General features: G+C 58.3%; 21 protein-coding genes and 3 tRNA genes. 15 read left to right on the top strand and 9 right to left on the bottom strand.

The window, feature by feature from the left end; translation table 11 throughout:
- Positions 1–16: 16 nt before the first annotated feature.
- Both GRI41_RS03100 and GRI41_RS03095 read left to right on the top strand, forming a co-directional pair.
- A complete protein-coding gene (locus tag GRI41_RS03100) occupies positions 17–1828 on the top strand; it encodes an ABC-F family ATP-binding cassette domain-containing protein (protein ID WP_160603323.1) in 1812 nt (603 codons plus the stop codon).
- A complete protein-coding gene (locus GRI41_RS03095; RefSeq protein ID WP_160603322.1) occupies positions 1825–2397 on the top strand; it encodes a uracil-DNA glycosylase family protein in 573 nt (190 codons plus the stop codon). The genes GRI41_RS03100 and GRI41_RS03095 overlap by 4 nt, the downstream gene beginning before the upstream one ends.
- Here GRI41_RS03095 and GRI41_RS03090 read toward each other — a convergent pair.
- Together GRI41_RS03090 and GRI41_RS03085 are read right to left on the bottom strand one after the other, a co-directional pair.
- Positions 2394–2918: an SRPBCC family protein gene (locus GRI41_RS03090; protein WP_160603321.1), complete on the bottom strand. Its 525-nt coding sequence runs from the start codon at positions 2916–2918 to the stop codon at positions 2394–2396. The two genes, GRI41_RS03095 and GRI41_RS03090, sit on opposite strands and share 4 nt — an antisense overlap.
- 73 nt (positions 2919–2991) lie before the next feature.
- Positions 2992–3468 (bottom strand): DUF6456 domain-containing protein, encoded by a 477-nt coding sequence (locus GRI41_RS03085; protein WP_160603320.1) that lies wholly within the window; start codon positions 3466–3468, stop codon positions 2992–2994.
- Positions 3469–3567: 99 nt separating this feature from the next.
- Here GRI41_RS03085 and GRI41_RS03080 point away from each other — a divergent pair, with 99 nt between their 5' ends.
- Both GRI41_RS03080 and GRI41_RS03075 read left to right on the top strand, forming a co-directional pair.
- Entirely contained in the window at positions 3568–4140 is a 573-nt protein-coding gene (locus tag GRI41_RS03080) for a helix-turn-helix domain-containing protein (protein WP_160603319.1), read from the top strand.
- Positions 4137–5327: a glycosyltransferase gene (locus GRI41_RS03075; RefSeq protein ID WP_160603318.1), complete on the top strand. Its 1191-nt coding sequence runs from the start codon at positions 4137–4139 to the stop codon at positions 5325–5327. The genes GRI41_RS03080 and GRI41_RS03075 overlap by 4 nt, the downstream gene beginning before the upstream one ends.
- Before the next feature lie 24 nt (positions 5328–5351).
- Here the strand turns inward: GRI41_RS03075 and secF are convergent, their stop codons facing one another.
- From secF to yajC, 3 genes are read right to left on the bottom strand one after another with little or no spacing between them, the layout of a single operon-like run.
- Entirely contained in the window at positions 5352–6332 is a 981-nt protein-coding gene (secF, locus tag GRI41_RS03070; RefSeq protein WP_160603317.1) for a protein translocase subunit SecF, read from the bottom strand.
- Between the two features lie 15 nt (positions 6333–6347).
- Positions 6348–7946, bottom strand: a complete 1599-nt coding sequence (gene secD, locus GRI41_RS03065) for a protein translocase subunit SecD (RefSeq protein WP_160603316.1) — start codon at positions 7944–7946, stop codon at positions 6348–6350.
- Between the two features lie 42 nt (positions 7947–7988).
- Positions 7989–8312 carry a preprotein translocase subunit YajC gene (gene yajC, locus GRI41_RS03060; protein WP_160603315.1) on the bottom strand — a complete coding sequence of 108 codons (324 nt, stop codon included), beginning with the start codon at positions 8310–8312 and terminating at the stop codon, positions 7989–7991.
- A gap of 207 nt (positions 8313–8519) precedes the next feature.
- Between yajC and GRI41_RS03055 the strand changes: the two genes are divergently transcribed.
- The 4 genes from GRI41_RS03055 to GRI41_RS03040 all read left to right on the top strand — a co-directional run bounded on the left by GRI41_RS03055 (position 8520) and on the right by GRI41_RS03040 (position 10713).
- Positions 8520–8596: transfer RNA gene (locus tag GRI41_RS03055), tRNA-Pro, on the top strand.
- Positions 8597–8693: 97 nt separating this feature from the next.
- Positions 8694–9572, top strand: coding sequence for an HpcH/HpaI aldolase/citrate lyase family protein (locus GRI41_RS03050; RefSeq protein ID WP_160603314.1), 879 nt, complete (start codon positions 8694–8696; stop codon positions 9570–9572).
- A gap of 17 nt (positions 9573–9589) precedes the next feature.
- A complete protein-coding gene (locus GRI41_RS03045) occupies positions 9590–10195 on the top strand; it encodes an SOS response-associated peptidase (protein ID WP_160603313.1) in 606 nt (201 codons plus the stop codon).
- Between the two features lie 104 nt (positions 10196–10299).
- A complete protein-coding gene (locus GRI41_RS03040) occupies positions 10300–10713 on the top strand; it encodes a holin family protein (RefSeq protein ID WP_160603312.1) in 414 nt (137 codons plus the stop codon).
- A 49-nt stretch (positions 10714–10762) separates the two neighbouring features.
- Here the strand turns inward: GRI41_RS03040 and GRI41_RS03035 are convergent, their stop codons facing one another.
- Together GRI41_RS03035 and GRI41_RS03030 are read right to left on the bottom strand one after the other, a co-directional pair.
- Positions 10763–12664 carry a putative bifunctional diguanylate cyclase/phosphodiesterase gene (locus GRI41_RS03035; RefSeq protein ID WP_160603310.1) on the bottom strand — a complete coding sequence of 634 codons (1902 nt, stop codon included), beginning with the start codon at positions 12662–12664 and terminating at the stop codon, positions 10763–10765.
- Positions 12665–12847: 183 nt separating this feature from the next.
- On the bottom strand, positions 12848–14074 hold the full coding sequence (locus tag GRI41_RS03030) for a hypothetical protein (RefSeq protein WP_160603308.1): 1227 nt from the start codon (positions 14072–14074) through the stop codon (positions 12848–12850).
- A gap of 159 nt (positions 14075–14233) precedes the next feature.
- Here GRI41_RS03030 and aroQ point away from each other — a divergent pair, with 159 nt between their 5' ends.
- From aroQ to accC, 3 genes are all read left to right on the top strand, one after another.
- Complete coding sequence (aroQ, locus tag GRI41_RS03025; protein ID WP_160603306.1) at positions 14234–14668, top strand: type II 3-dehydroquinate dehydratase; 435 nt, start codon at positions 14234–14236, stop codon at positions 14666–14668.
- 100 nt (positions 14669–14768) lie between these two features.
- The gene (gene accB, locus GRI41_RS03020) at positions 14769–15266 is read left to right on the top strand and encodes an acetyl-CoA carboxylase biotin carboxyl carrier protein (protein ID WP_235901036.1); all 498 of its coding nucleotides are present in this window, start codon (positions 14769–14771) and stop codon (positions 15264–15266) included.
- Positions 15266–16615: an acetyl-CoA carboxylase biotin carboxylase subunit gene (gene accC, locus GRI41_RS03015; RefSeq protein ID WP_160603304.1), complete on the top strand. Its 1350-nt coding sequence runs from the start codon at positions 15266–15268 to the stop codon at positions 16613–16615. Before accB ends, accC begins: the two co-directional genes overlap by 1 nt.
- A 25-nt stretch (positions 16616–16640) precedes the next feature.
- On the opposite strand, the gene GRI41_RS03010 is transcribed toward accC, so the two are convergent.
- On the bottom strand, positions 16641–17090 hold the full coding sequence (locus tag GRI41_RS03010) for a hypothetical protein (RefSeq protein WP_160603302.1): 450 nt from the start codon (positions 17088–17090) through the stop codon (positions 16641–16643).
- 104 nt (positions 17091–17194) lie between these two features.
- Positions 17195–17659, bottom strand: coding sequence for an Lrp/AsnC family transcriptional regulator (locus GRI41_RS03005; RefSeq protein ID WP_160603300.1), 465 nt, complete (start codon positions 17657–17659; stop codon positions 17195–17197).
- A gap of 238 nt (positions 17660–17897) precedes the next feature.
- On the opposite strand from GRI41_RS03005, the gene GRI41_RS03000 reads away from it, so the two are divergent.
- The 4 genes from GRI41_RS03000 to GRI41_RS02985 all read left to right on the top strand — a co-directional run bounded on the left by GRI41_RS03000 (position 17898) and on the right by GRI41_RS02985 (position 20978).
- Positions 17898–19625 (top strand): sensor histidine kinase, encoded by a 1728-nt coding sequence (locus GRI41_RS03000; protein ID WP_160603298.1) that lies wholly within the window; start codon positions 17898–17900, stop codon positions 19623–19625.
- Between the two features lie 53 nt (positions 19626–19678).
- On the top strand, positions 19679–20668 hold the full coding sequence (locus GRI41_RS02995) for a polysaccharide deacetylase family protein (RefSeq protein ID WP_160603296.1): 990 nt from the start codon (positions 19679–19681) through the stop codon (positions 20666–20668).
- 106 nt (positions 20669–20774) lie between these two features.
- Positions 20775–20848 (top strand) — tRNA-Ile (locus GRI41_RS02990).
- 53 nt (positions 20849–20901) lie between these two features.
- Positions 20902–20978: transfer RNA gene (locus tag GRI41_RS02985), tRNA-Pro, on the top strand.
- The last annotated feature ends 14 nt before the right edge of the window (positions 20979–20992 follow it).

Below are 20992 nucleotides of genomic sequence, written 5' to 3'. Positions count from 1 at the left end.
CTACCTGCCGCGTCCTATGGCACAGCCACCAATCCTCAGCTGGGAAGGTCTCGGCCTGCAACAAGGCGGGCGGTGGCTGTTTGGCGCGCCCGAAACGGATGGGCTTCATCTGCATGTCGGCCCGCGCGATCGCCTCGCGCTGATTGGCAGAAACGGGGCCGGGAAAACTACGCTGTTCCGGATGATCAATGACCAGGTCGAGGCCGATCGCGGGACGCGCAAGGTCAAGCCCGGAACGCGGATTGTTGTGCTGGAACAGGAACCCGACTTCACCGGCTTCGAAACGCTGATGGATTTCGCTCTATCGGGTGAGCACCCCCCGGAAGCCTATGAAGTTGAGGCGATTGCCGGACAGCTTGGCATCGATATGACCACCGCCGCCAAAGGCGCGAGCGGCGGCGAAATGCGGCGCGCGGCGATCGCGCGGGCCTTGGCACAGGACCCTGACCTGTTGCTGATGGACGAGCCGACCAATCATCTCGATCTGGCGGCAATCGACTGGCTGGAAGGCTGGTTGGAAAGTTACAAGGGTGCTTTCATCGTCATCAGTCACGACCGGACTTTCCTGAAGCGGCTGACCAATGCGACGATCTGGCTCGATCGCGGGATCTTGCGCCGCAAGGAAGTGGGCTTCGGCGGCTATGAGGCTTGGGAAGAACAAGTCTATGCAGAGGAAGCACGCGACGCGCACCGGCTCGACACAAAGTTGAAAATGGAAGCCCGCTGGCTCGAACGCGGCGTAACCGCGCGGCGCAAACGCAACCAGGGCCGGCTCGAGAAATTGTGGGAAATGCGCGCGAGGCGCGCGGCAATGATCGATCCCAAAGGCTCTGCGAAGCTTGGCCTGGCGGCTGATGAAGAGAACAAGAGCAAGTCGGTCATCGTTGCGGAGAAAGTCCACAAATCATTTGCCGACCGCAAAATCATCCGCGATTTTTCGCTCCGTATCCAACGCGGCGACCGGATCGGTGTTGTCGGTTCAAATGGGGCCGGAAAGACAACGCTTCTGAAATTGCTGACGGGCGAGCTGGAACCCGATGAAGGCACGGTCACCGTCGCGAAAACGCTGAACGGCGTGATGATCGACCAGCAACGCGCGCTGCTCACACCAGAAAAGACCGTCCGCGATGTTATTGCAGAGGGCAGCGACTGGATCGATGTTCGCGGGACACGCAAACATGTGCAGGGATATCTGAAGGAGTTTCTGTTCGATCCCGGCTTGGTCGATACCAAGGTTGCGACCATGTCGGGCGGCGAACGGTCACGCCTGCTGCTGGCGCGCGAATTTGCCCGCAAGTCGAACCTGCTCGTGCTCGACGAACCGACCAACGACCTCGATCTGGAAACGCTCGATCTGCTGCAGGAAGTGATTGCCGATTACGAAGGCACGGTCTTGATTGTCAGCCACGATCGCGATTTTCTTGACCGCACGGTGACGCTGACGCTGGGCCTCGATGGCAGCGGTTTTGTCGACATTGTGGCAGGTGGTTACGAGGATTGGGAAAAGAAGCGGGCAAAGCGCAACGCGCCGGTCAAAACCAAATCCTCCAAAGCGCCGCAAACCAAAGCAGCAGCCGCATCTCCGCCCGCACCGAAAAAGGCAAAGCTCGGCTATAAGGAACAGCGCGATTACGAATTGCTTCCGGCCCGCATCGAAGAGCTGGAGGCCGCCATCGGCAAAGGCGAAGCGATCCTGTCCGATCCCGATCTCTACACAACCGACCCGCAGAAATTTGCCGATATCAGCAAAGGTGTCGAAAACGCCCGTGCGGAAAAAGATGCGGCAGAAGAACGCTGGCTTGAACTGGCCGAGCGCGTCGAGGGATGACCCCGCTTCACCGCGAAATTGCTGCCTGCACGGTTTGCGCCGGGCAGTTGACCGATGGCGTGCGCCCGGTTGTGCAGTTTTCCTCCACCGCGCGGCTTCTCATCATCGGACAGGCCCCCGGCTCCAAAGTACATGCCAGCGGAATTCCGTGGGACGATGACAGCGGAGACCGGCTGCGCGAATGGACCGGTTTGAGCAAAGAGCAGTTCTACGATCCGGCCCGTGTAGCGTTGGTGCCGATGGGTTTCTGCTATCCCGGCAAAGCCAGCGGCGGAGACAAGCCGCCACGCAAAGAATGCGCGCCAATGTGGCATGATCGCGTGCTTGCCGCTCTGCCCGAAGATCGCCTGACTTTGCTCGTGGGAAGCTATGCGCAGGCCTATTACCTGCCAGATACGCGCAAGATGTCGCTGACCGAGCGCGTCCGGCAGTTTGAAGACTTCCTGCCTGCCGCCATGCCGCTGCCCCACCCCGCATGGCGCAGCAGAATCTGGATGGGCAAGAACCCGTGGTTCGAGAAAGACGTTCTGCCTGCGCTGAGATTGCAGGTCTGGAAGTGCTTTAACTAAGCCGCTAGATCGGCAGCCTGCAGTTGCTCATATGCGAGCACTTCCCCGACGCCGCCTTCCGCGTGAATTTTGAGTTTGGCAAAGGCGTTCTGGCACGCGTGTGTCAGCATCGCGACTTCGGACTGGTATTCATCCATCGTCAGCCCCGGAGCAAATTCGCCCTCCGTTCGCGCCTTTATCGTGCAGCTGTTCTCGCCGGTTGCTTCGATCTCAAAACTCTCGCGCGTCCACAGCAGCTCTCCGACACCCTCGGGCATCGGCGAGAGATAGGCGTAGCGTTGATGTGGCACGCATTCTTCTACGGTCAGTTTGAAGTCGAGATCGGGAAGAAAGCTCATCACCAGCACGAATTGGTCGCTGCCGACCTGCTCGATAGTGTGGCCCAACTCGACCTTTGCATTTCGCGGACTGGCAAAATCAATCAATCCGAAGAAATCTTCGGCCGAACATGCAACATCGAATTTTGCTTCCAATTCTACTGGCCCCTCGGGCGCTGGTTTCTTTTTGAACAGTCCAAACATTTATGCAGCTCCGCAATAACTGGTTCGGGCCATCTATCAGGGCTGGATTAGAGAATGGTAAAACGCGCCTATCTCAGTTGATCCGATAGAAATCGGCGACACGGTCGAGCGCAAGTTTCAGCACGAGCTTTCCGCTTCTGGCGGGCCATGACAGTGCTTTTTCTGCATCGGGAAGCGGTTCGCAGCCGCAAACCACGCGCCACAATATGTCCGCCAATCCATTTCCAGCTTCGGCAATCGCCCCGTCAAACCGCGCTTTCGCCGCAATTTGTCTCTCCGTAGGTGACAAGCCGCCATCGCCGCCCTGCCCCCTGATCCGAACCACATCCCACCGCATCGTCACATTCGCGCCCAGCTGCGCCCGTTCGTAGTCGGCGCGCAATTTCTCCCCCGCATCGAACAGCCTGTCATCAAGATGGCCGCGCGAATGGAGCCAAGACAGCGGAGATTCGGCCAGATTGACCGTTGCGCTGCGGCGCTTGGCGCGGGTTTTCCCGGACCGTTTCGGACCCTCGCTGGTCAATTCGCATTCGATAAGCTGGCGGCGCATCGCATTCTCCCTTTTGTAGCGAATCGCCTCTTGCCAAAACGGACTACTTGTAGGAAAGTGAAAACCTATTTGGTTCGAAACTCTCGGAGAGAGCATCTGGTGATCAACCGTATCCGCGATATCCGCAAAGCTAAAGGATGGACGCTGGCCCAGCTTGCCGAAGCGTGCGATCCGCCCACCACCGCGCAGACCATCGGGCGTTTGGAAACCGGAATGCGCAATCTCTCGATTAAATGGATGGACCGGATTGCATGGGCACTGGACATCGATCCGGAGGCACTGGTTCGTTCCGATCAGAACGAAAAGCCCAGAATTGTTGCCACTCTGACACCGCAAGGCGCGCTGGCTTTGTCCTCTCCCGCCGAAGCAATCGCTCCGACCGAACTCGGCGGCGGCGATCCATTGATGGTGCTGGCGATAGATGCGAGTGCGGGCGAATACAGGGCGGGCGATCAATTGTGGATGCGCAAACTTGATCCAGATGATGCGGCAAGCGCGATCAATCGCGATGTTCTGGTCCCCCGCGCGGGCGGACGCTTTGCCTTTGGGCGGTTGATCGACCGGCAGGGAACATTGGTCGGTGTCTTGCCGCCGGGCATGGGACAGAAGCAACAAGTGGTCGATGCGCCTGCATGGATCGCCGTCGCGGAAATGCTGGTCCGCCCGCTATGACCCGCACTAAACGCGTCCTTTCCATAGCCACGCTCTTTCCCAACGCGCATACGCCGCGCTTTGGCACATTTGTCGCGCGCCAGTTGGAAGCGCTGGCGAAACGGGGCGACTGGGATGTCACCGTCGTGAATCCGATTGGCGTGCCCCCCATCGCTTTCGGCAAATACAAACCCTTGGCCGCAGCAGCTGTTGACGGAGAGGAAAATGGCGTTTGCGTTTTTCGGCCAAAATTCACGCTGATCCCGAATGTGGGCGCGCGCATCAATTCCAGCGTTATCGCGCGCAAAATCCTGCCGCTGGTGCAGCAACTTCATGCGGAAAATCCGTTTGACCTTGTCGATGCCCAATTCTTCTATCCCGATGGTCCCGCGGCAGCCTGGATCGCCGGGGAGCTGGGCTTACCGTGCTCTATCAAGGCGCGCGGGTCGGACATATCCTTTTGGGGCACCAGAGGCTTCGCGCGTGAACAGATGCTGGAAGCCGCAGAAAGGGCGACTGGCTTGCTGGCAGTTTCGCAAGCCCTGGCCCGCGACATGGCCGATATCGGCATGCCCTACAGCAAGATCACCGTGCACTATACCGGGCTTGACCGCGACCGCTTCCGCCCGCTCGATCACACCGGCTTGCGGCTCCATCTCGGCAAAACGCTGGGGATCGATTTGCACGAGGGAAAGCCGCTTTTCGTGTCGGTCGGCGGGCTGATAGAGCGCAAGGGGCAAGACCTTGCCATTGGTGCATTGGCGAGCATGCCGGATGCCCGGCTGCTGCTGGTTGGCACCGGCCCGGACGAGAGGCACCTGCGGAATCTGGCAAACGACCTGCGCGTGACCGACCGCGTGCATTTTCTCGGCTCTGTCGATCATGATTTGCTGCCGGTGATATTGTCTGCGTCCAACGCGATGGTCCTGCCTTCCGCCAGCGAAGGCTTGGCCAATGCTTGGGTGGAAGCGCTTGCCTGCGGGACGCCTATTGTCATTTCGGACGCTGGCGGCGCTCGCGAATTGGTGACCGGCCCCGATGCGGGCTTTATCACCGAACGCACGGTTGAAGCTGTCGCAGCCGCGATGCGGGCACTGATTGGCAATCCGCCCGACAAGCAAGCGGTAGCGGCCGTGGCAAGCCGGTTTAGCTGGGCCAACAATGCCGCAGAACTAGCCGCATATTACGACCGGCTGATCACAGCCTGACTGCTGCGCAGAAATGCGCGGCGATTACATTTCGCCGCGCGCCAGTTTTTCCTGCTTGTCGGCCACTGTTTCTTCGGGAACGAAGCTGTTCGAATTGACACCGAGCCAGATCAGGATCGGCGCAGCCATGTAGACCGAGCTGTATGTACCCACGAACAGGCCCAGAGTGATCGCCGCGACCAGCCCGAACAGGCTTGGCGGACCGAACAATAGCAGCGGGACCAGCGCGACGAGCAGCGTCAACGATGTCATCACCGTCCGCGCCAATGTCTCGTTCACCGACAGATCGAGCAATTCGGGCAGCGGCATTTTGCGGTATTTCTTCAAGTTCTCTCGAATACGGTCATATACCACGATCGTATCGTTGAGCGAATAGCCGATAATCGCCAGAATGGCGGCAATGATTTGCAAGCTGAATTCGAGCTGGAACAGCGCGAAGAACCCCAACGTCAGCGACACGTCATGCGCCAGCGCAAACAAGGCACCAACGCCGAACTGCCATTCAAACCGGATCCAGATATACAGCGCAATCGCCAGCATCGCCGCAAGCAGGGCATAGACCGCTTTCTCGCGGAACTCGCCCGACACTTTGCCCGATACCGAATCGACCCCGTCAATCCGCACATCGGGATGTTCGGCCTTGATTGCGTCGGTGATCGCCACCGTCATCTTGTCGGCAAATTCGGGAACGCCTTCCGCTTCGGGCGGCAATTTCACACGGATCGAAACCTGGTTCGGATCACCGAAACGCTGGATCACCGGATCTTCAACTTCGTCCAGCGCGGACACGGTATCGCGCAATTCGACAACAGGGGCGGTTTCTTCACCGACAAAAGTCGCGCGAATTTCCTGTCCGCCGGCAAAATCGACGCCGTAATTGAGGCCCTGCGTCAGGACCAGGCCCCAACTGGCGATCATCAGCAACACGCTGACCACATAGAAGGGCATGCGCCATTTGAGGAACTTGATGTTGGTATCATCAGGGACGAGTTTTAAAAGTCGCATTGTGTGTCTCCTCCCTTAAACGTTCAGGTCTTGCGGGCGCGCTTTGCGCAGCCAGCCGGCAACCCACATGCGGGTCAGGGTAACGGCGGTGAACACGCTGGTGAACAGACCGATAATCAGCACCACGGCAAAGCCGCGGACCGGACCGGAGCCGAACAGGAACAGCAACACACCAGCAATGAAGTTGGTGATGTTGGCGTCATAGATCGCGCGGCTGGCTTCTTTGTAGCCATTTTCGACCGCCGCGATGACACGTCGCCCTCGCTTTCGTTCTTCGCGTATTCGTTCGTTAATCAGCACGTTTGCGTCAACCGCCGCACCCACTGTCAGGACAAAGCCTGCGATACCCGGCAAAGTCAGCGTAGTATTGAGCACGGCCATGATGCCCAGCAGCATCAGCACGTTTATGGCCAGCGCGGCGGTGGCATAGACGCCGAAACGGCCATAGCTGGCGACCATCAGGGCAATCACTGCAAAAGAACCGATCAACATCGCGATCATGCCGAGACGGATCGATTCTGCGCCCAGTTCGGGGCCAACCGAGCGTTCTTCGACCACGGTCAAATCGACCGGCAAAGCGCCCGAGCGCAACGAAATCGCCAACTGGTTTGCGCTGTCAGCGGTAAAGCTGCCCGAAATCTGCGCCGCGCCGCCACGAATAGGCTCGTTGATGTTGGGCGCGGACAGCACTTTGCCATCGAGAATGATCGCGAACGGCTTGTTGACGTTCTGCTCGGTCAGCGTCGCAAACCTCCGCCCGCCTTCGGGATCGAACTGGATCGATACAACCGGCTCGTTGGTTTGCGGATCAACCGATTGGCGGGCATCGGTCAGATTGTCACCCTTGATGCCACCCAGACGTTTGACCGCGAGGAATTGTCCCTCTTCATTGGTCCCTTCGGCGAAGGGGAAAATCTGGCTTCCGGGAGGGGCAACGCCCGCCGCGACATTGGCAGGCAAGGCTTGCAGATCAACCAGCTTGAATTCGAGCTTGGCGGTCTGGCCGAGCAACGCCTTGAGCTGATCGGCATCCTGCAGGCCAGGTACCTGGACAACGATCCGGGTGTCACCTTGACGGATAATAGTCGGCTCGCGCGTGCCCAATGCGTCAATACGCTTGCGGACGACTTCGGTGGCGCTGTCCATTGCGTTGGTAACGGCTTGCTCCGCACCTTCATCGCTTTGCCGCAAGACAAAGCGGGTTTCATCGACCACTTGCAACGACCATTCCTGAACCAGTCCGGTGCCATTGACCAAAGGCAGAATCTCTTCACGCGTACGGTCAACATCGGCAGGGCTATCGACCATCCAGGCCAACTGTCCGTCGCGCGTCGACATATCGCCAAACCGGATGGCCGGCTGCGCGTTGTTCATTGCAGAACGGACCGACTCTTCCATGTTTTCGAGCCGGGTTTCGGCAACTTGCGCTGGATCGGCTTCGAGAAGAATATGGCTACCGCCTGCGAGGTCGAGCCCGAGATTGACCATCGGATCGGGCAGGCTTTCGGGCCATTGAACATTGGCCGACGACAAAATGGTGGGCAGCGCGGCCAGCACCGCAAACAGCGTCAGGGCCCAGAGCCAAATCTTTCGCCAAAGTGGAAATTCAAGCATTATCGGGGCCTTGTTTCTGTATCAGTCCGCTTCAGCGCCAGATCAATCGTTCGCCGCTGCGTTGCCAGCCTTGGGGACAATATCGCCGATGGTGGCCTTGACCGCTTTCACGCGCACGCCTTGGGCGATTTCGATTTCGGCATAGTCGTCATCGACTTTGACGACTTTACCGATCAGGCCGCCAGCGGTCACGACTTTGTCATTCTTCTTGATCGAAGCGATTTTTTCCTGATGCTCTTTCTGCCGCTTCATTTGCGGGCGGATGATCAGGAACCAGAATATCAGGCCCATACCAACCAGCGGGAGGAACTCGATCCAACCCGGTGCTGAACTGGCGCCTGCCGCTGCGGAAAGAAAATCGAGCATCGCGAATATGTACCTTCAATAAAGTCCGAAACCGTATGGACTTGAGGCCGATACAATCCGTATCTCCCTGTCCCCGGCAGTAAGTGGGAGCGGCTAGCAGCATTGCAAGGGCAGAGCAACGCGCGAACATGCCGAATTCGCACCCATGGGGGCACAAGTGTGGTTGCCATACATCACCCCCGCCTTTATAGGCCCCCCTCCACTGATCGGGACGTAGCGCAGTCCGGTAGCGCACTACACTGGGGGTGTAGGGGTCGTAGGTTCGAATCCTATCGTCCCGACCAGTGGCTCAAACACCCAAAATCTCCCAAATTGAGGAAGCATGGCCATTGCGAACGGCCTGCGTGCATCCTAATCCCGCGCGGATAGGAGAGTTTCGCAATGCCCACCCCTGCCCCGTTCAAGGCCCGATCCTGGCTATTTGCTCCCGGCGATAGCGAAAAGAAAATGGGCAAGGCCGCAGACGGCGACGCCGATATCGTGCTGCTCGATCTCGAAGATTCGGTGATGCCCGAAAACAAGGGGGCAGCGCGCGAGCTGGTAGCCGGTTTTCTCTCCAGCCGCGAAGACCGCGAACGTTTGTGGGTTCGCGTCAATCCGCTGTCGGGCGGCGAAACCGCAGCCGATCTCGCTGCGATCATGCCCGCAAGGCCGGGCGGATTGCTCCTTCCCAAAGCCGAAGGGCGTGGAGACGTAGAAACGCTCGACCAAATGCTGACCGAGCATGAGGCGAAAAACGGCATCGCGGCCGGTTCCACCAAAGTGGCCGCATTGGTAACCGAAACGGCCAAGGCGATGTTCCACACCGGCGATTACGCGGGCGCTCCGCGTCTGGTGGCGATGAGCTGGGGCGCAGAGGATTTGTCCTCTGCACTTGGCGCCCGCATTCAGTTCCAGCCCAACGGCGCTTATATGCCGACATTCGAACTGGCGCGCAGCCTGTGTCTCCTAGGGGCAGCGGCGGCTAGCGTGGCGCCGATCGAAACCATCCAGTCCGATTTCCGCGATCTCGACGGATTGCGCGAACGGGCGCTGATGGTGCGCAGCCAGGGTTATCGCGGCATGCTGGCCATCCACCCGGCGCAAGTCCCGATTATCAACGAAGCGTTCACGCCCAGCGCGGAAGAACTGAGCGAAGCGCGCGCCATTATTGCCGCATTTGATGCCAATCCGGGGGCCGGAACGGTGGGTCTGAACGGCGCGATGCTGGACCGGCCGCATCTGGAACTCGCGCGCGCTTTGCTCGCCAGCGCCGAATAGCGAAAGGCCCCGGCACAATGTGCAACCTCTATAAAATGAGCAATTCGGCGTCAGAAGTAGCGCGGCTGTTCAATGCCGACTTCAGCCCCGGGGCCAATATGCGCGACGAGGTCTATCCTGGCTATCCCGGGGCGGTCATTGCCGAGGGGCGGTTGCAGACAATGGTCTGGGGTTTCCCGCTTACGCTGAAAAGCAAGAAAACGGGCAAACCGCTCAAACCCAAACCGGTCAACAATGCGCGGACCGACAAGCTGGACAGTTATATGTGGCGGCAAAGCTTTACCGAGCGCCGCTGCTTAATCCCCTTATCCGCATGGTGCGAGGCCGAAGGGCAGAAAGGCAGCATGACACGCACATGGCTGAGCCTGCCCGATACCGAATTGTTTGCCGTTGCCGGCATCTGGCGCGCCAGCGATGAATGGGGCGATTGCTATTCGATGGTCATGACCGAGGCAGCAGGCGATGCCGCGCAGGTCCATAGCAGGATGCCGGTGCTGCTCGATCCCGATAATTACACGACTTGGCAGGAAGGTCCGCCGGAACAGGCGTTGGCGCTATGCCAACCCTTCGCGGGCGCGTTGGCAATTGATCGCACGCCAGAGCCATGGTTCCGCCGCCAGTGAAGCCCGCTGTATCGGCGCTCCCCTCGCTAAACTGGCAAATTAATTTTCCTACATGAACCAATTTGGTTAGCCATGTTGCGACTCACCCTTGCACGGAGCGCACCATGCCAATTCTTGACTCGCTTATCGGCCCGATCACCTCGATCATTGACAAGATCATTCCGGACAAGGAAGCCCGCGCGAAGGCGAAGCTGGAATTGCTCAAGCTTGAAGGCACGCAGGAATTGCAGTCAATCGAAGCGCGCCTTTCCGCGATTGTCGCCGAAGCCAATTCGCAGGACCCGTGGACCAGCCGCGCCCGCCCCAGCTTTCTTTATGTGATGTATGTGCTGCTGCTGTGGGCGCTGCCCATGGGCGTACTCGCGGCTTTCAATCCTTCCGCAGCAAAAGACATCGGCGCTGGAATGAACGCCTATCTCTCCGGCCTTCCCGACTCGCTCTACGCTTTGTTTGGCACAGGCTATCTCGGCTACACCGCCGCCCGCCAATGGGGCAAAGTGAAAGGCGTTGACCGGTAACAGGCAGCTGACACCGGCGAGCGGTCCGCATTCGCCGCGCTAGGTATGGCTAGGCGCTTTTCGCTCGGGATTCGAACGATTCCATCCGCACTATTTCAGCTTGTAGAGCTTCGATACTCATCGGGCGACCGAACAAGAACCCCTGTACCAGATTGATCCCCGCGCGCTGGGCCAGGACTAGATCGAGCTGGTCTTCCACTCCTTCGATCAGACAGGGCACATCTAGCGTTCTGACCATGCCAACGAGCGAGCGCAGGACCCGCTCTGTCATGGGATCCGCCTGGTTTTCCAGGAAGGATCGATCCACCTTCAGCTTGTGGATCGGCAGTGTCCGCAAATAGTTGAAGTTGGAGTAGCCCGTACCAAAGTCGTCGAGCGCAATCGAATGTCCCCGGTCGACCAATCGATTGAGATTGGCAGTTGCCCGATCGGCATCGGCCATCATGGCCGTCTCGGTAATCTCAAATTCGATATGTTCTGGCGCGACATTTCCCTGATCAAGACAGTCGAGAATTTCGTTGGTCGTCTGATTGGAATTCAGATCATAGGCGGACAGATTTACCGAAACCGGAAAACCAACATCCACTTTCCTCCTTGCCTCGATCGTCTTTTTCAGAACGGTTGTGGTGATATTCGCTATCAGACCGGTTTCCTCTGCAATCTTGATAAATTGCCCCGGACCGATCTCGCCAACCAGCGGGTTGGACCAACGCGCCAGCGCTTCTGCCCCGACATAGGTTTGCCTGACCAGATCGAATTGAGGTTGGAAAACAATATCGATTTCTTTGTCAAAATCGGCCGTGCGCAAAGCGCGTTCGATGCGAAAATGCCGCTCCGCCCTTTCGGCATGTTCGCCATCAAAAATAACGTGCCGGTTCTTGCCGCTCTTCTTGGCGTGGATAAGCGCGAAATCGGCTTTCTGTAGCAACTCGTTGTCCGTTTCGTCGGCGACCACTTCGCAGCAACCGATCGAACCGCTGATCTGGATTAGCCGATCTTCGATCAGATAGGTCTCTGCGATCAGCGAGAGCAGTGCTTCGCACCAATCCTTCAGGCTTTTGCTGTCATCGCCGCCAAAATGGAGAATGCTGAATTCGTCGCCTCCGATACGGCTGACATAGCCATCGTCGAGGCAGTGTTCTTCAAGACGCCGCGAAACGCATCTGAGCAGCTCATCGCCCATATTGTGCCCATAGCTGTCATTCACCGCCTTGAACCCGTCCAGATCGAGCAGCATCAACTGCACCGGTTCTGACTGGCTGGCCAGCAATTTGCCTTCGACCAGTTTGGCGAAGAATCCCCTGCGGTTGGGCAAGCCTGTAAGATCATCCGTCATCGATTGCAGACGCATGGTCTCGTTGATTTCTACCGCCTTGGCGAGTCGGTCCTCGGCATATTCGCGCGCTGCCTCAGCTTCGTTGCTGGCGTCCAGCGCAAGCCAGATGGCCCGGCGCAGATAATAGGCAATGGCCACCGAACCGATTGAAGCAGCGAAGCCGACAAACGCATAGATCTTGGTGGCCGATGGATCAGAAACCGCCACCTGGACGGAGAGGCAAGCCAACGCGACGAGTATGGAAAACAGTGCTTGCCGGGTGCTCGCGCTGGCCAGCGCGAAGACCATCACGATAATGATGAAATACACCAGCTTCGATTGATCATAGTCAACGTATAGAGCTGCCAGAATATTGCTTATAATCAGCAGGTTGATCGACCCAACAAGGAGTTCAAACTGGACGATCGAGAGCTTCTTGCTGGCCAGTTTCCATGCTGCGATAGATGCAATGGCGGTAAGCAAAGACAATGAAGCAAGCAGCAACAGTGACGAACCGCTGCGCACGGATAGGTGCAGCGGCGTCATCACCATGTAATATGCCGCAACAATTACAAAGTAACCGATGATGATGGGCTGGTAAGCCAAAGTCACGACGGTGCTGTCGCTTCGACTCAATTGTGGTAGGTTGAGGCGCATCAATCCAACAATTCTCCCCGCGCCAATTCGTCTTGGCCAATTTATATTTCGGCCCCATTGGAGGAGAATTATTAACGCCTCTTTCTAAAATTTTGTAAAATGGTGTAAATTGCAAGCGCACTACAGTTGGTGCCTACCAGCAACAGGCGCCTCGCACAGCATCTAGATTGTGATTTCGGCCTTCCGGAAGGGCCCGCCCAAATGCGAATAGGCCGGAGGCGACTGGTAGAGGATGCCATTCTGGCGAACCCCGATCGATTCCGCTCGCCATTCGCTACTTTCATTGTGAATCTGCAGAAATTCTCCATCGAATGATTCAAAGCGCGTGGTCCCGTCAGACCCATAGCTTCTGACATCGTAAAAGCCGCGATAGACCAGCATGCCGGAAGAATAGCCCAGCTCTTTTTGCCGTTCGTTCAGCTTGCCGATCCGGCCTTCTACTTTCCCGCCAGTGCCAATCGTAAAGACGAGAGTTCCACCCGTCGGACGCGTCTGATCACCCCACGGACTGTAGGAATCCCATGTCCCAAGCAGCCAAGCGAACTTTTCAGCCTGACCGGGATATGCGCTGTTCGATATGTCTGTGGTGGACGCCGAAGTGCCATTGTTCTTTTCTTCAGGCTGGGGGTCTGTGGGCCATTTTCTGTCGTAAGCCTTTTCGTAGTCTTCATAGAGATCGAGCAGCTTGTTGTTCCGATCCCGCGCCGATTTGATTTGCTCTGCGTAGAAACGCGTGTCGCCAATAAACATGGCGTTCCCGAACAGGTATTTTTCCGTGAATGCCTGTTTGGCATCGAGGCTCTTCAGCTTGGCCATGGTCCGACGAACACGGTCTAGCGCTTCTCTTGTCTCGGCCTGCTTGTTCGCATTGATCAGCTTGAACAATTCGTCCAGTTCACGCGTCATTTCCTCATTCAGGAGCTTGAGCCCGCTTGTCACTTCACTGGCCGGATCCCAGTCGTCGTACTTACTCCCAAAAACGACCGTCCCGTCAGGTTTGATCATATCGGGCTTGATTGTATTGTTGAGGCCATGGGCGATTTCATAAGCCTGCTTTATCAGCCGCATCTTCGTCTTCTCGTCGCGGGTGTTTGCAAATTCGGCCAGATAGGCATCCCGCTCCTCGTGTAATTTCTTGAACACATTCTCGTAGGCATCCCGGCGGGCACGAAAGGAAGGGTCACCCTTTCCCAGTTTGCCGTAAGGTTGCTGTTCTTGCCATTGCTTGCTGGCCTGTCTGACGAAATCGAGCTCGGCCGCGCGTTGTGCGGCCCTGTCAGGCGACTCTGGCTGATCGGGCGGTGCGGTTGGTTGGGACAGAACAATTGCCGGGCAAGCGGCAATCACCGCACCCAGCGCGGCTGCGAAAAATTTTTGGTCGGCATGCATGAAACTCTCCCTCGACCTCAAAGTAGCAAATTTTCGGGCCTTTGTCTGTGCTGGCGGATTTGGGCCTGGACGCAGGGCCATGGCGTCAATGGCGAATATCTGAGCCAAAGCGGCAAAGCCGGGTTTCGTTGCCAAAGCGAAATCGCTACTGCGCGTGGAATGAGCAACACCGTTTACGTCCTCAATGGCCCCAACCTCAATCTGCTTGGCCTGCGCGAGCCAGAGATCTACGGCTCCGAAACGCTCGATGATATTGCAGGCATGCTGGAAGATCGCGGGCGCGAATTGGGCCTGACTATCGATATGCGGCAAAGCAACCACGAAGGGCATCTGGTCGATTGGCTGCATGAAGCGCAGGCAGAGGGCGCGAAAGCGGTTTTGCTCAATGCCGGGGCTTACACGCACACCTCGATTGCGCTGCTCGATGCGATCCGATCAATCACCACGCCGGTGGTCGAAGTGCATATATCCGACCCCGGCAAGCGCGAGGAATTTCGCCATCACTCCTATGTCGCAATGGCTGCGAAAAAGACCGTGCAAGGCCTTGGAGCAAAAGGATATGTTGTTGCGCTGGACGCTGCGGTGGGGCTTTAGCACGGGCCATTTTGCGCGCAATCAACGCTTGCCCTCACGCATTATGGCGAATAGGCGAGAGGCATAAATCAATACTGCATCACTCCAATATGAGGCATATATGGCCGCGACTAAGGGCACTGCCGGGAAAAAGACCGGCATGATTGTGGATACCAAGCTGGTTCGCGAACTGGCGGAAATGCTCGGTGAAACCGGGCTTACCGAAATCGAAGTGGAAGACGGCGAACGCAAAGTCCGCGTATCGCGCGGCGGCGGGGTTGTGGCGGCAGTTGCACCCGCGCCTTTTGCAGCCGCTCCGGCACCTGCAGCGCCGGCTGCTGCTCCCGCCCCTGCTGCCGAACAGGCCGCGCCAGCCGAAGACACGGCGGATGCGATGAAATCGCCGATGGTCGGCACGGTCTATCTTTCCGCCGAACCGGGCGCTGCACCATTTGTGAAAGTTGGCGACACCGTCAGCCAGGGCGACACATTGCTGATCGTGGAAGCGATGAAAGTGATGAACCCGATCGCCGCAGACAAAGCCGGTACCATCAAGGCCATTTTGGTCGAAAACGCCCAGCCGGTCGAATTTGACCAGCCATTGGTAGTAATCGGCTAATGGGTATTTCCCGGATTCTGATTGCCAATCGCGGCGAAATCGCGCTGCGGATCCATCGCGCAGCGCACGAAATGGGTATTGAAACGGTGGCGGTCCATTCGACTGCGGATGCCGATGCGATGCATGTGCGCCTTGCCGATCATGCGGTCTGTATTGGCCCGCCATCCGCGACTGACAGCTATCTCAACACCGCCGCGATTATTTCCGCAGCCGAAATCGCACAATGCGACGCGGTGCATCCCGGTTACGGTTTTCTTTCGGAGAACCAGCAATTCGCCGAAATCGTCGAGGCTCACGATATCGCGTGGATCGGCCCCAAGCCCGAACATATCGGCACGATGGGCGACAAGGTCGAGGCAAAGCGTACCGCGGGCGAACTCGGCCTGCCCTTGGTTCCCGGGTCGGATGGCGCGATCAGCGATGTCGACGAAGCGAAGAAAATCGCCAAGGACATAGGCTATCCGGTAATCATCAAAGCCGCATCAGGCGGCGGCGGACGCGGGATGAAAGTTTGCGAAAGCGAGGACCAGCTTGAACCGCTGATGCAGGCCGCCGGCAACGAAGCGAAAGCAGCATTCGGCGACGCCACCGTCTATCTCGAGAAATATCTGGGCGATCCGCGCCATATCGAATTCCAGGTGTTCGGCGATGGCAAGGGCAACGCTATCCATCTGGGAGAGCGCGATTGCTCGCTGCAGCGCCGCCACCAGAAAGTCTTCGAAGAGGCGCCCTCTCCGGTTCTTTCAGACAAAGAACGTAACCGTATGGGTGAGATTTGCGCCAATGCGATGGCCGATATGGGCTATCGCGGCGCAGGTACGATCGAATTCCTGTGGGAAGATGGCGAATTCTACTTCATCGAGATGAATACGCGCCTGCAGGTTGAACATCCGGTGACCGAAATGATCACCGGCGTCGATCTGGTGCGCGAGCAGATCCGCATCGCCGATGGCAAGCCTCTGTCGGTCAAGCAGGAAGAGATCGAGTTCAACGGCCACGCCATCGAATGCCGCATCAATGCGGAGGATCCCTTCACTTTCGCGCCCTCACCCGGCGAAGTCACATCCTACCACGCGGCGGGCGGCATGCATGTCCGCGTCGATAGCGGGCTCTATGCCGGCTATAAAATCCCGCCGCATTATGACAGCATGATCGCCAAGCTGATCGTCTATGGCCGCAACCGCGAAGGCTGCATAATGCGCCTGCGCCGCGCGCTGGAAGAAATGGTGATCGAAGGCGTCAAACACTCGGTCCCGCTGCATCAGGAACTGATCCGGCAGGACGATATCCTAAACGGCGATTACAGCATCAAATGGCTGGAAGAGTGGCTGGCGAAGCGGGAGGGTTGAGCGGCTACGCTCTATAGAAAAATTTTTAGTCCGGCTTCCCAAGCGCAGATTTGCTCTGGTCACTGACAACGTCCTCTAGTCGCAAGGTGTATTTCACCCTCCGTGTGCCGAGTCTGCCGGGGTCGGCAAAGATGAGAAACAACTCGCCAATATCGCCACGAATTGCGGCTCCGTTCCCAGGATAGTTACAGCTATTGTAGTCGATAGGCTTCAGCTTGAATCGAGTGTTCGGCCCCTCACCTTTAAGCCACTGCGTTGGCTGCAGCGTCACGGTTATCTTAAAACTCCCGCGAGCCCTGACTTTATCCTTATTCGTGTTGACCATCCGCGCAATGAACACACGCTCTGAAGTCGCCCAAAGTCGATCCTCGCGGTTGATACGGAACTCAAAATACTGGGCTTGCTCCTCGGCCACCTGATCGCGACGAAATTCTTCCGCTCGCGCCGCATATTCTGCGTCAGATTCTGACTCCAATTGTGGAGGCGGCGGTGGTGGCGGTGCGATTGAGCAAGCGGAAACAGGGTGAGCGATTGCTGCGAGCACAATCGCAAAGAATACGGAAGTAGCGCTTAGGCCGCTCACTCCAACGGCACACCCGGCTCGTGCTTCGCCGTCCGGATTGTCAGCGAAGTCTTCACGCTGTCCACATTGGGTGCGGGGGTGAGTTTGCTGGTCAGGAATTCCTGAAAACTCTGCAAATCCTTGCTTACGATTTTCAGGATAAAATCAATCTCGCCATTGAGCATATGCACCTCGCGCACTTCGGGGAGGTCATTCATATGATCTTCAAATTCGCGCAGCGCGCTTTCGGCCTGGCTTTTCAGGCTGACCATCGCAAAAACGGTGATAGCGAAGCCGAGCCGTGATGCGTCAAGCTCTGCATGATAACCGCGAATGACGCCTTCTTCCTCCAAGGCGCGGACGCGGCGCAGACATGGGGGTGCGGTCAAACCGACTCGCTGCGCCAAATCCACGTTGGTCACCCGCCCTTCATTCTGCAATTCTGCAAGCAAGCGCCGGTCAATTTCGTCGAGATTGGCCATTAATGATGCCCCTATTGTTCTTCACACTTGCAAATATGCGCGGACAAGTAACGAATACCGCGTTGCAGTGCGTGCGCGACTAACATTATTGTTTCTGACAGCAATTGTCCCGCTTTGCAACGTTCGCCCGCACGCCTGTTTCTTGGCGAATTGAATCGTCTAGACCCGAAGCTGGCTGACAGTGTTTCTGCGGCCCCACACGCGCACGCCTGCGCCGCCGGAGAACTGAACCAACGCTATGCATTTTGACGATCGCCTTTCCACTGTGTTGCGCCACCGCGCAGCGGGCGACCGTGCGGCGCGCACCCAATTCCGGCAATTGCTCGACCTGCTCGGCAGCAAGCCGCGTCCGCGCGAAGGGGAACGCGATGAAAGCCTGCTGGCGGCGGCATGGCTGCGCCTGGGCGCGCTGGGAGAAGCGATTCCCAAAGCCGATCGCGTGGCGATGATCCAGGATCCCGCATTGCGGTTCCGCAGCGCAGAGCTGGCCGCGCATCTGGCCGAGGACGAGCCCGATGTCGCCGCAGCTGCTTTGGCACGCGCCGATCTGAGCGAGGATGACTGGGCCGCGCTGATCCCGCGATTGCCCGTTCGCGCCAGAGGTTTCCTGCGGCTACGACGCAACTTGCCCAGGGGAACGGTCGATTTGCTCGACCGGCTGGGCATTCAGGACCGCGGCCTTCCCGAACCGGACCAGTCCGAGCCCCGCCCCAACGTCAACGGATCGGGTCAAACCACGACGCCGGACACGCCCCCAGCCCCGGAGAAGACCGAAAAGCGGCTTCCCGAGCCGGCCAATGATGGTCTGGATCCCGAGCCAGCTGCCGGAGACGAAGACACCGCCATCGGCGCGCTGGTCAAGCGGATCGAGGCTTTCCAGAAAGCGCGCAGCGATCCGCGCGAATCGCCCGACGCGCCGCGCCTCCCTCTGGGTGAAAGCGCGGATGCAGCACCGGCAGAGCTGACCGGATTTGCTTTCACCACCGATGCACAGGGCCGGATCAACTGGTCCGACCGGGCGGTTGCCCCGATGGTGGTCGGTACCATGCTCGATCGCAGCGTTGTCGGCACCTCTTTGCGTTTCCGCCAGCCGATCAGCACTGCCAGAATCGCGCTCCAAGGCGGGCCGTTGATTGCGGGCGAATGGATCATCGACGCGCAGCCGCGATTCACCCGTCCCGACGGGCGATTTTATGGCTATGCGGGCATGCTGCGCAGAAATCCGCGGGCCGTCGAGGATGAAGCGCGGCAAAACGGCAACGAGGAAGCCGATCGCCTGCGGCAATTGCTGCATGAGCTGCGAACGCCGGTAAACGCCATTCAGGGATTTTCCGAAGTTATCCAGCAACAACTTTTCGGGCCGACCCCGCATGAATATCGCGCGCTTGCCGCGGGTATTGCAGGCGATAGCGCGCGGATGCTGGCCGGGTTCGATGAACTCGACCGGCTGGCAAAGCTGGAAACCGGCACACTCGATATCGACCCCGGGCAATGCGATTTCGCCGCGATTGTAGAACAGCAGGTCGGACAATTGCAGAATGTCCTCGCCCCGCGCACCGCATCATTCACGCTGGGCGTTGATGGCGATGCCAAGGTGGCCTTGGCGCAATCCGATGCAGAAGCGGTGGCTTGGCGTATCTTGGCCAGTCTGGCCGGGGCAACGGGTGCGGGCGAACAGATAACTATCGAACTTGCCCCGCATGGCGGGGCGCTGCGGCTGTGTAGCGAATTGCCTGCCTCGCTCGCCGCCGAAGCGGATTTGTTTGCAGCTTCTGCCAAACCGTCTGCCAGCGTAATCAGCGCGGGAATGTTCGGCGCGGGATTCACGCTTAGGCTGGCCCGGGCAGAGGCGCGCGCGGCAGGCGGCGACCTGACACGTGTGGATGATTGGTTGCTGCTGACACTGCCGCTATTGACCGGGGCGGAGGCCGAACCTAGCCAGTCCAAATCAGGAAGCGCGGCCTAACGACACAGACCGCCGCGTGCACAGCAGGGGAGCGGAATCACTTGGAACGGTCGATGATCGAACCGCCGCCAGCGCGTTCGGCAGCGCAATTTTCGCCAAGCTTTGGTCAGCGATCCCTGCTCACTGTCGATACCGAGGAAGAATTCGATTGGACCGGCCCGTTCAGTGCCAGCAATCACGGGCTCGACCATGTTCCCAGATTGCGCAAATTTCAGGAATTCTGCGAAGGGATCGGCGTTAGTCCGGTCTATTTGATCGACTGGCCCATCGCCACCTCGCCATTGGCAATGGAGATATTGCGCGAACCGCTGGCGCAGGGGAAAGCCGAAGTGGGGGTTCAACTGCACCCTTGGGTGAACCCTCCGTTTGAAGAAACGGTCAACACGCATAACAGCTTTGCAGGAAATCTGCCGTCCGATCTGGAGGAGAAAAAGTTCCTCAATCTGCGCGACGAGATAGAGAAAAATTTCGGCGTGGCCCCGCAGATATACCGTGCGGGGCGCTATGGTCTGGGCCCATCGACCAGCCGGATTCTGAAGCAGGCGGGCATGGCTATCGACAGTTCGGTGCGCGCAAATTTCGATTACAGCACCGGCGGCGGGCCCGATTACAGCAAGCATCCGCTTGAGCCCTATTGGATCGACGCCGAACGCAGGCTGCTCGAACTGCCGCTGACCACCGTTTACTGGGGCATGCTGCGCAAGCAGGGGCGCATGCTGTACCCGGCATTTGCGCGCATTCCCAAATTGCTGGGCCTGGCATCCAAGCTGGGCATGCTGGAGCGGATTTCGCTGACACCCGAAGGCGTTTCTGCCGAAGAGGCGCTGCGCGGGATCGATATTGCGGTGGATGACAAATTGCCCCTGCTGGTGCTATCATTCCACAGCCCGTCTCTCGCCCCCGGCTACACGCCTTACGTGCATACAGAGGATGATCTGGACGATCTGTATGATTGGTGGCGGCGGATATATACCTATCTCGACATGCGCGGAGTGCGGCCGACAAGCGTGAAAGAGATCATGCAATCGGTCGAAATCGGATAAAAATTCGCATTTGCTGCAAACTGCCGCTTGCAACACGCCCTCACCGCAGCTAGGCGCTTGCCGCTGTCTCGCAATCGCGAGTCAGTATTGCTTTGGGCATCCCTAAGGGCCTGTAGCTCAGTTGGTTAGAGCTGGCCGCTCATAACGGCTAGGTCGGGGGTTCGAGTCCCTCCGGGCCCACCGGATGCCAACGCGGCCAAAGTCCTTTGCCGGATGGCGGCAAATATGATCGTCGGGGAGTGGCGCAGCCTGGTAGCGCACCTGTTTTGGGTACAGGGGGTCGCAGGTTCAAATCCTGTCTCCCCGACCATCATATTTCAAATG

It is taken from the genome of Pontixanthobacter aquaemixtae (assembly GCF_009827395.1).
Classification (GTDB): domain Bacteria; phylum Pseudomonadota; class Alphaproteobacteria; order Sphingomonadales; family Sphingomonadaceae; genus Pontixanthobacter; species Pontixanthobacter aquaemixtae.
Note: the sequence above shows the minus strand (reverse complement) of the source record. Positions and strands in the feature narration are given on the sequence as shown.

Bases quoted from the DNA above. Each gene is read 5' to 3' on its own strand.
- GRI41_RS03100 (WP_160603323.1), top strand. From the start codon at position 17: ATGGCACAGCCACCAATCCTCAGCTGGGAAGGTCTCGGCCTGCAACAA.
- GRI41_RS03095 (WP_160603322.1), top strand. From the start codon at position 1,825: ATGACCCCGCTTCACCGCGAAATTGCTGCCTGCACGGTTTGCGCCGGG.
- GRI41_RS03090 (WP_160603321.1), bottom strand. From the start codon at position 2,918: ATGTTTGGACTGTTCAAAAAGAAACCAGCGCCCGAGGGGCCAGTAGAA.
- GRI41_RS03085 (WP_160603320.1), bottom strand. From the start codon at position 3,468: ATGCGCCGCCAGCTTATCGAATGCGAATTGACCAGCGAGGGTCCGAAA.
- GRI41_RS03075 (WP_160603318.1), top strand. From the start codon at position 4,137: ATGACCCGCACTAAACGCGTCCTTTCCATAGCCACGCTCTTTCCCAAC.
- secF (WP_160603317.1), bottom strand. From the start codon at position 6,332: ATGCGACTTTTAAAACTCGTCCCTGATGATACCAACATCAAGTTCCTC.
- secD (WP_160603316.1), bottom strand. From the start codon at position 7,946: ATGCTTGAATTTCCACTTTGGCGAAAGATTTGGCTCTGGGCCCTGACG.
- yajC (WP_160603315.1), bottom strand. From the start codon at position 8,312: ATGCTCGATTTTCTTTCCGCAGCGGCAGGCGCCAGTTCAGCACCGGGT.
- GRI41_RS03050 (WP_160603314.1), top strand. From the start codon at position 8,694: ATGCCCACCCCTGCCCCGTTCAAGGCCCGATCCTGGCTATTTGCTCCC.
- GRI41_RS03045 (WP_160603313.1), top strand. From the start codon at position 9,590: ATGTGCAACCTCTATAAAATGAGCAATTCGGCGTCAGAAGTAGCGCGG.
- GRI41_RS03040 (WP_160603312.1), top strand. From the start codon at position 10,300: ATGCCAATTCTTGACTCGCTTATCGGCCCGATCACCTCGATCATTGAC.
- GRI41_RS03030 (WP_160603308.1), bottom strand. From the start codon at position 14,074: ATGCATGCCGACCAAAAATTTTTCGCAGCCGCGCTGGGTGCGGTGATT.
- aroQ (WP_160603306.1), top strand. From the start codon at position 14,234: ATGAGCAACACCGTTTACGTCCTCAATGGCCCCAACCTCAATCTGCTT.
- accB (WP_235901036.1), top strand. From the start codon at position 14,769: ATGGCCGCGACTAAGGGCACTGCCGGGAAAAAGACCGGCATGATTGTG.
- accC (WP_160603304.1), top strand. From the start codon at position 15,266: ATGGGTATTTCCCGGATTCTGATTGCCAATCGCGGCGAAATCGCGCTG.
- GRI41_RS03005 (WP_160603300.1), bottom strand. From the start codon at position 17,659: ATGGCCAATCTCGACGAAATTGACCGGCGCTTGCTTGCAGAATTGCAG.
- GRI41_RS03000 (WP_160603298.1), top strand. From the start codon at position 17,898: ATGCATTTTGACGATCGCCTTTCCACTGTGTTGCGCCACCGCGCAGCG.
- GRI41_RS02995 (WP_160603296.1), top strand. From the start codon at position 19,679: ATGATCGAACCGCCGCCAGCGCGTTCGGCAGCGCAATTTTCGCCAAGC.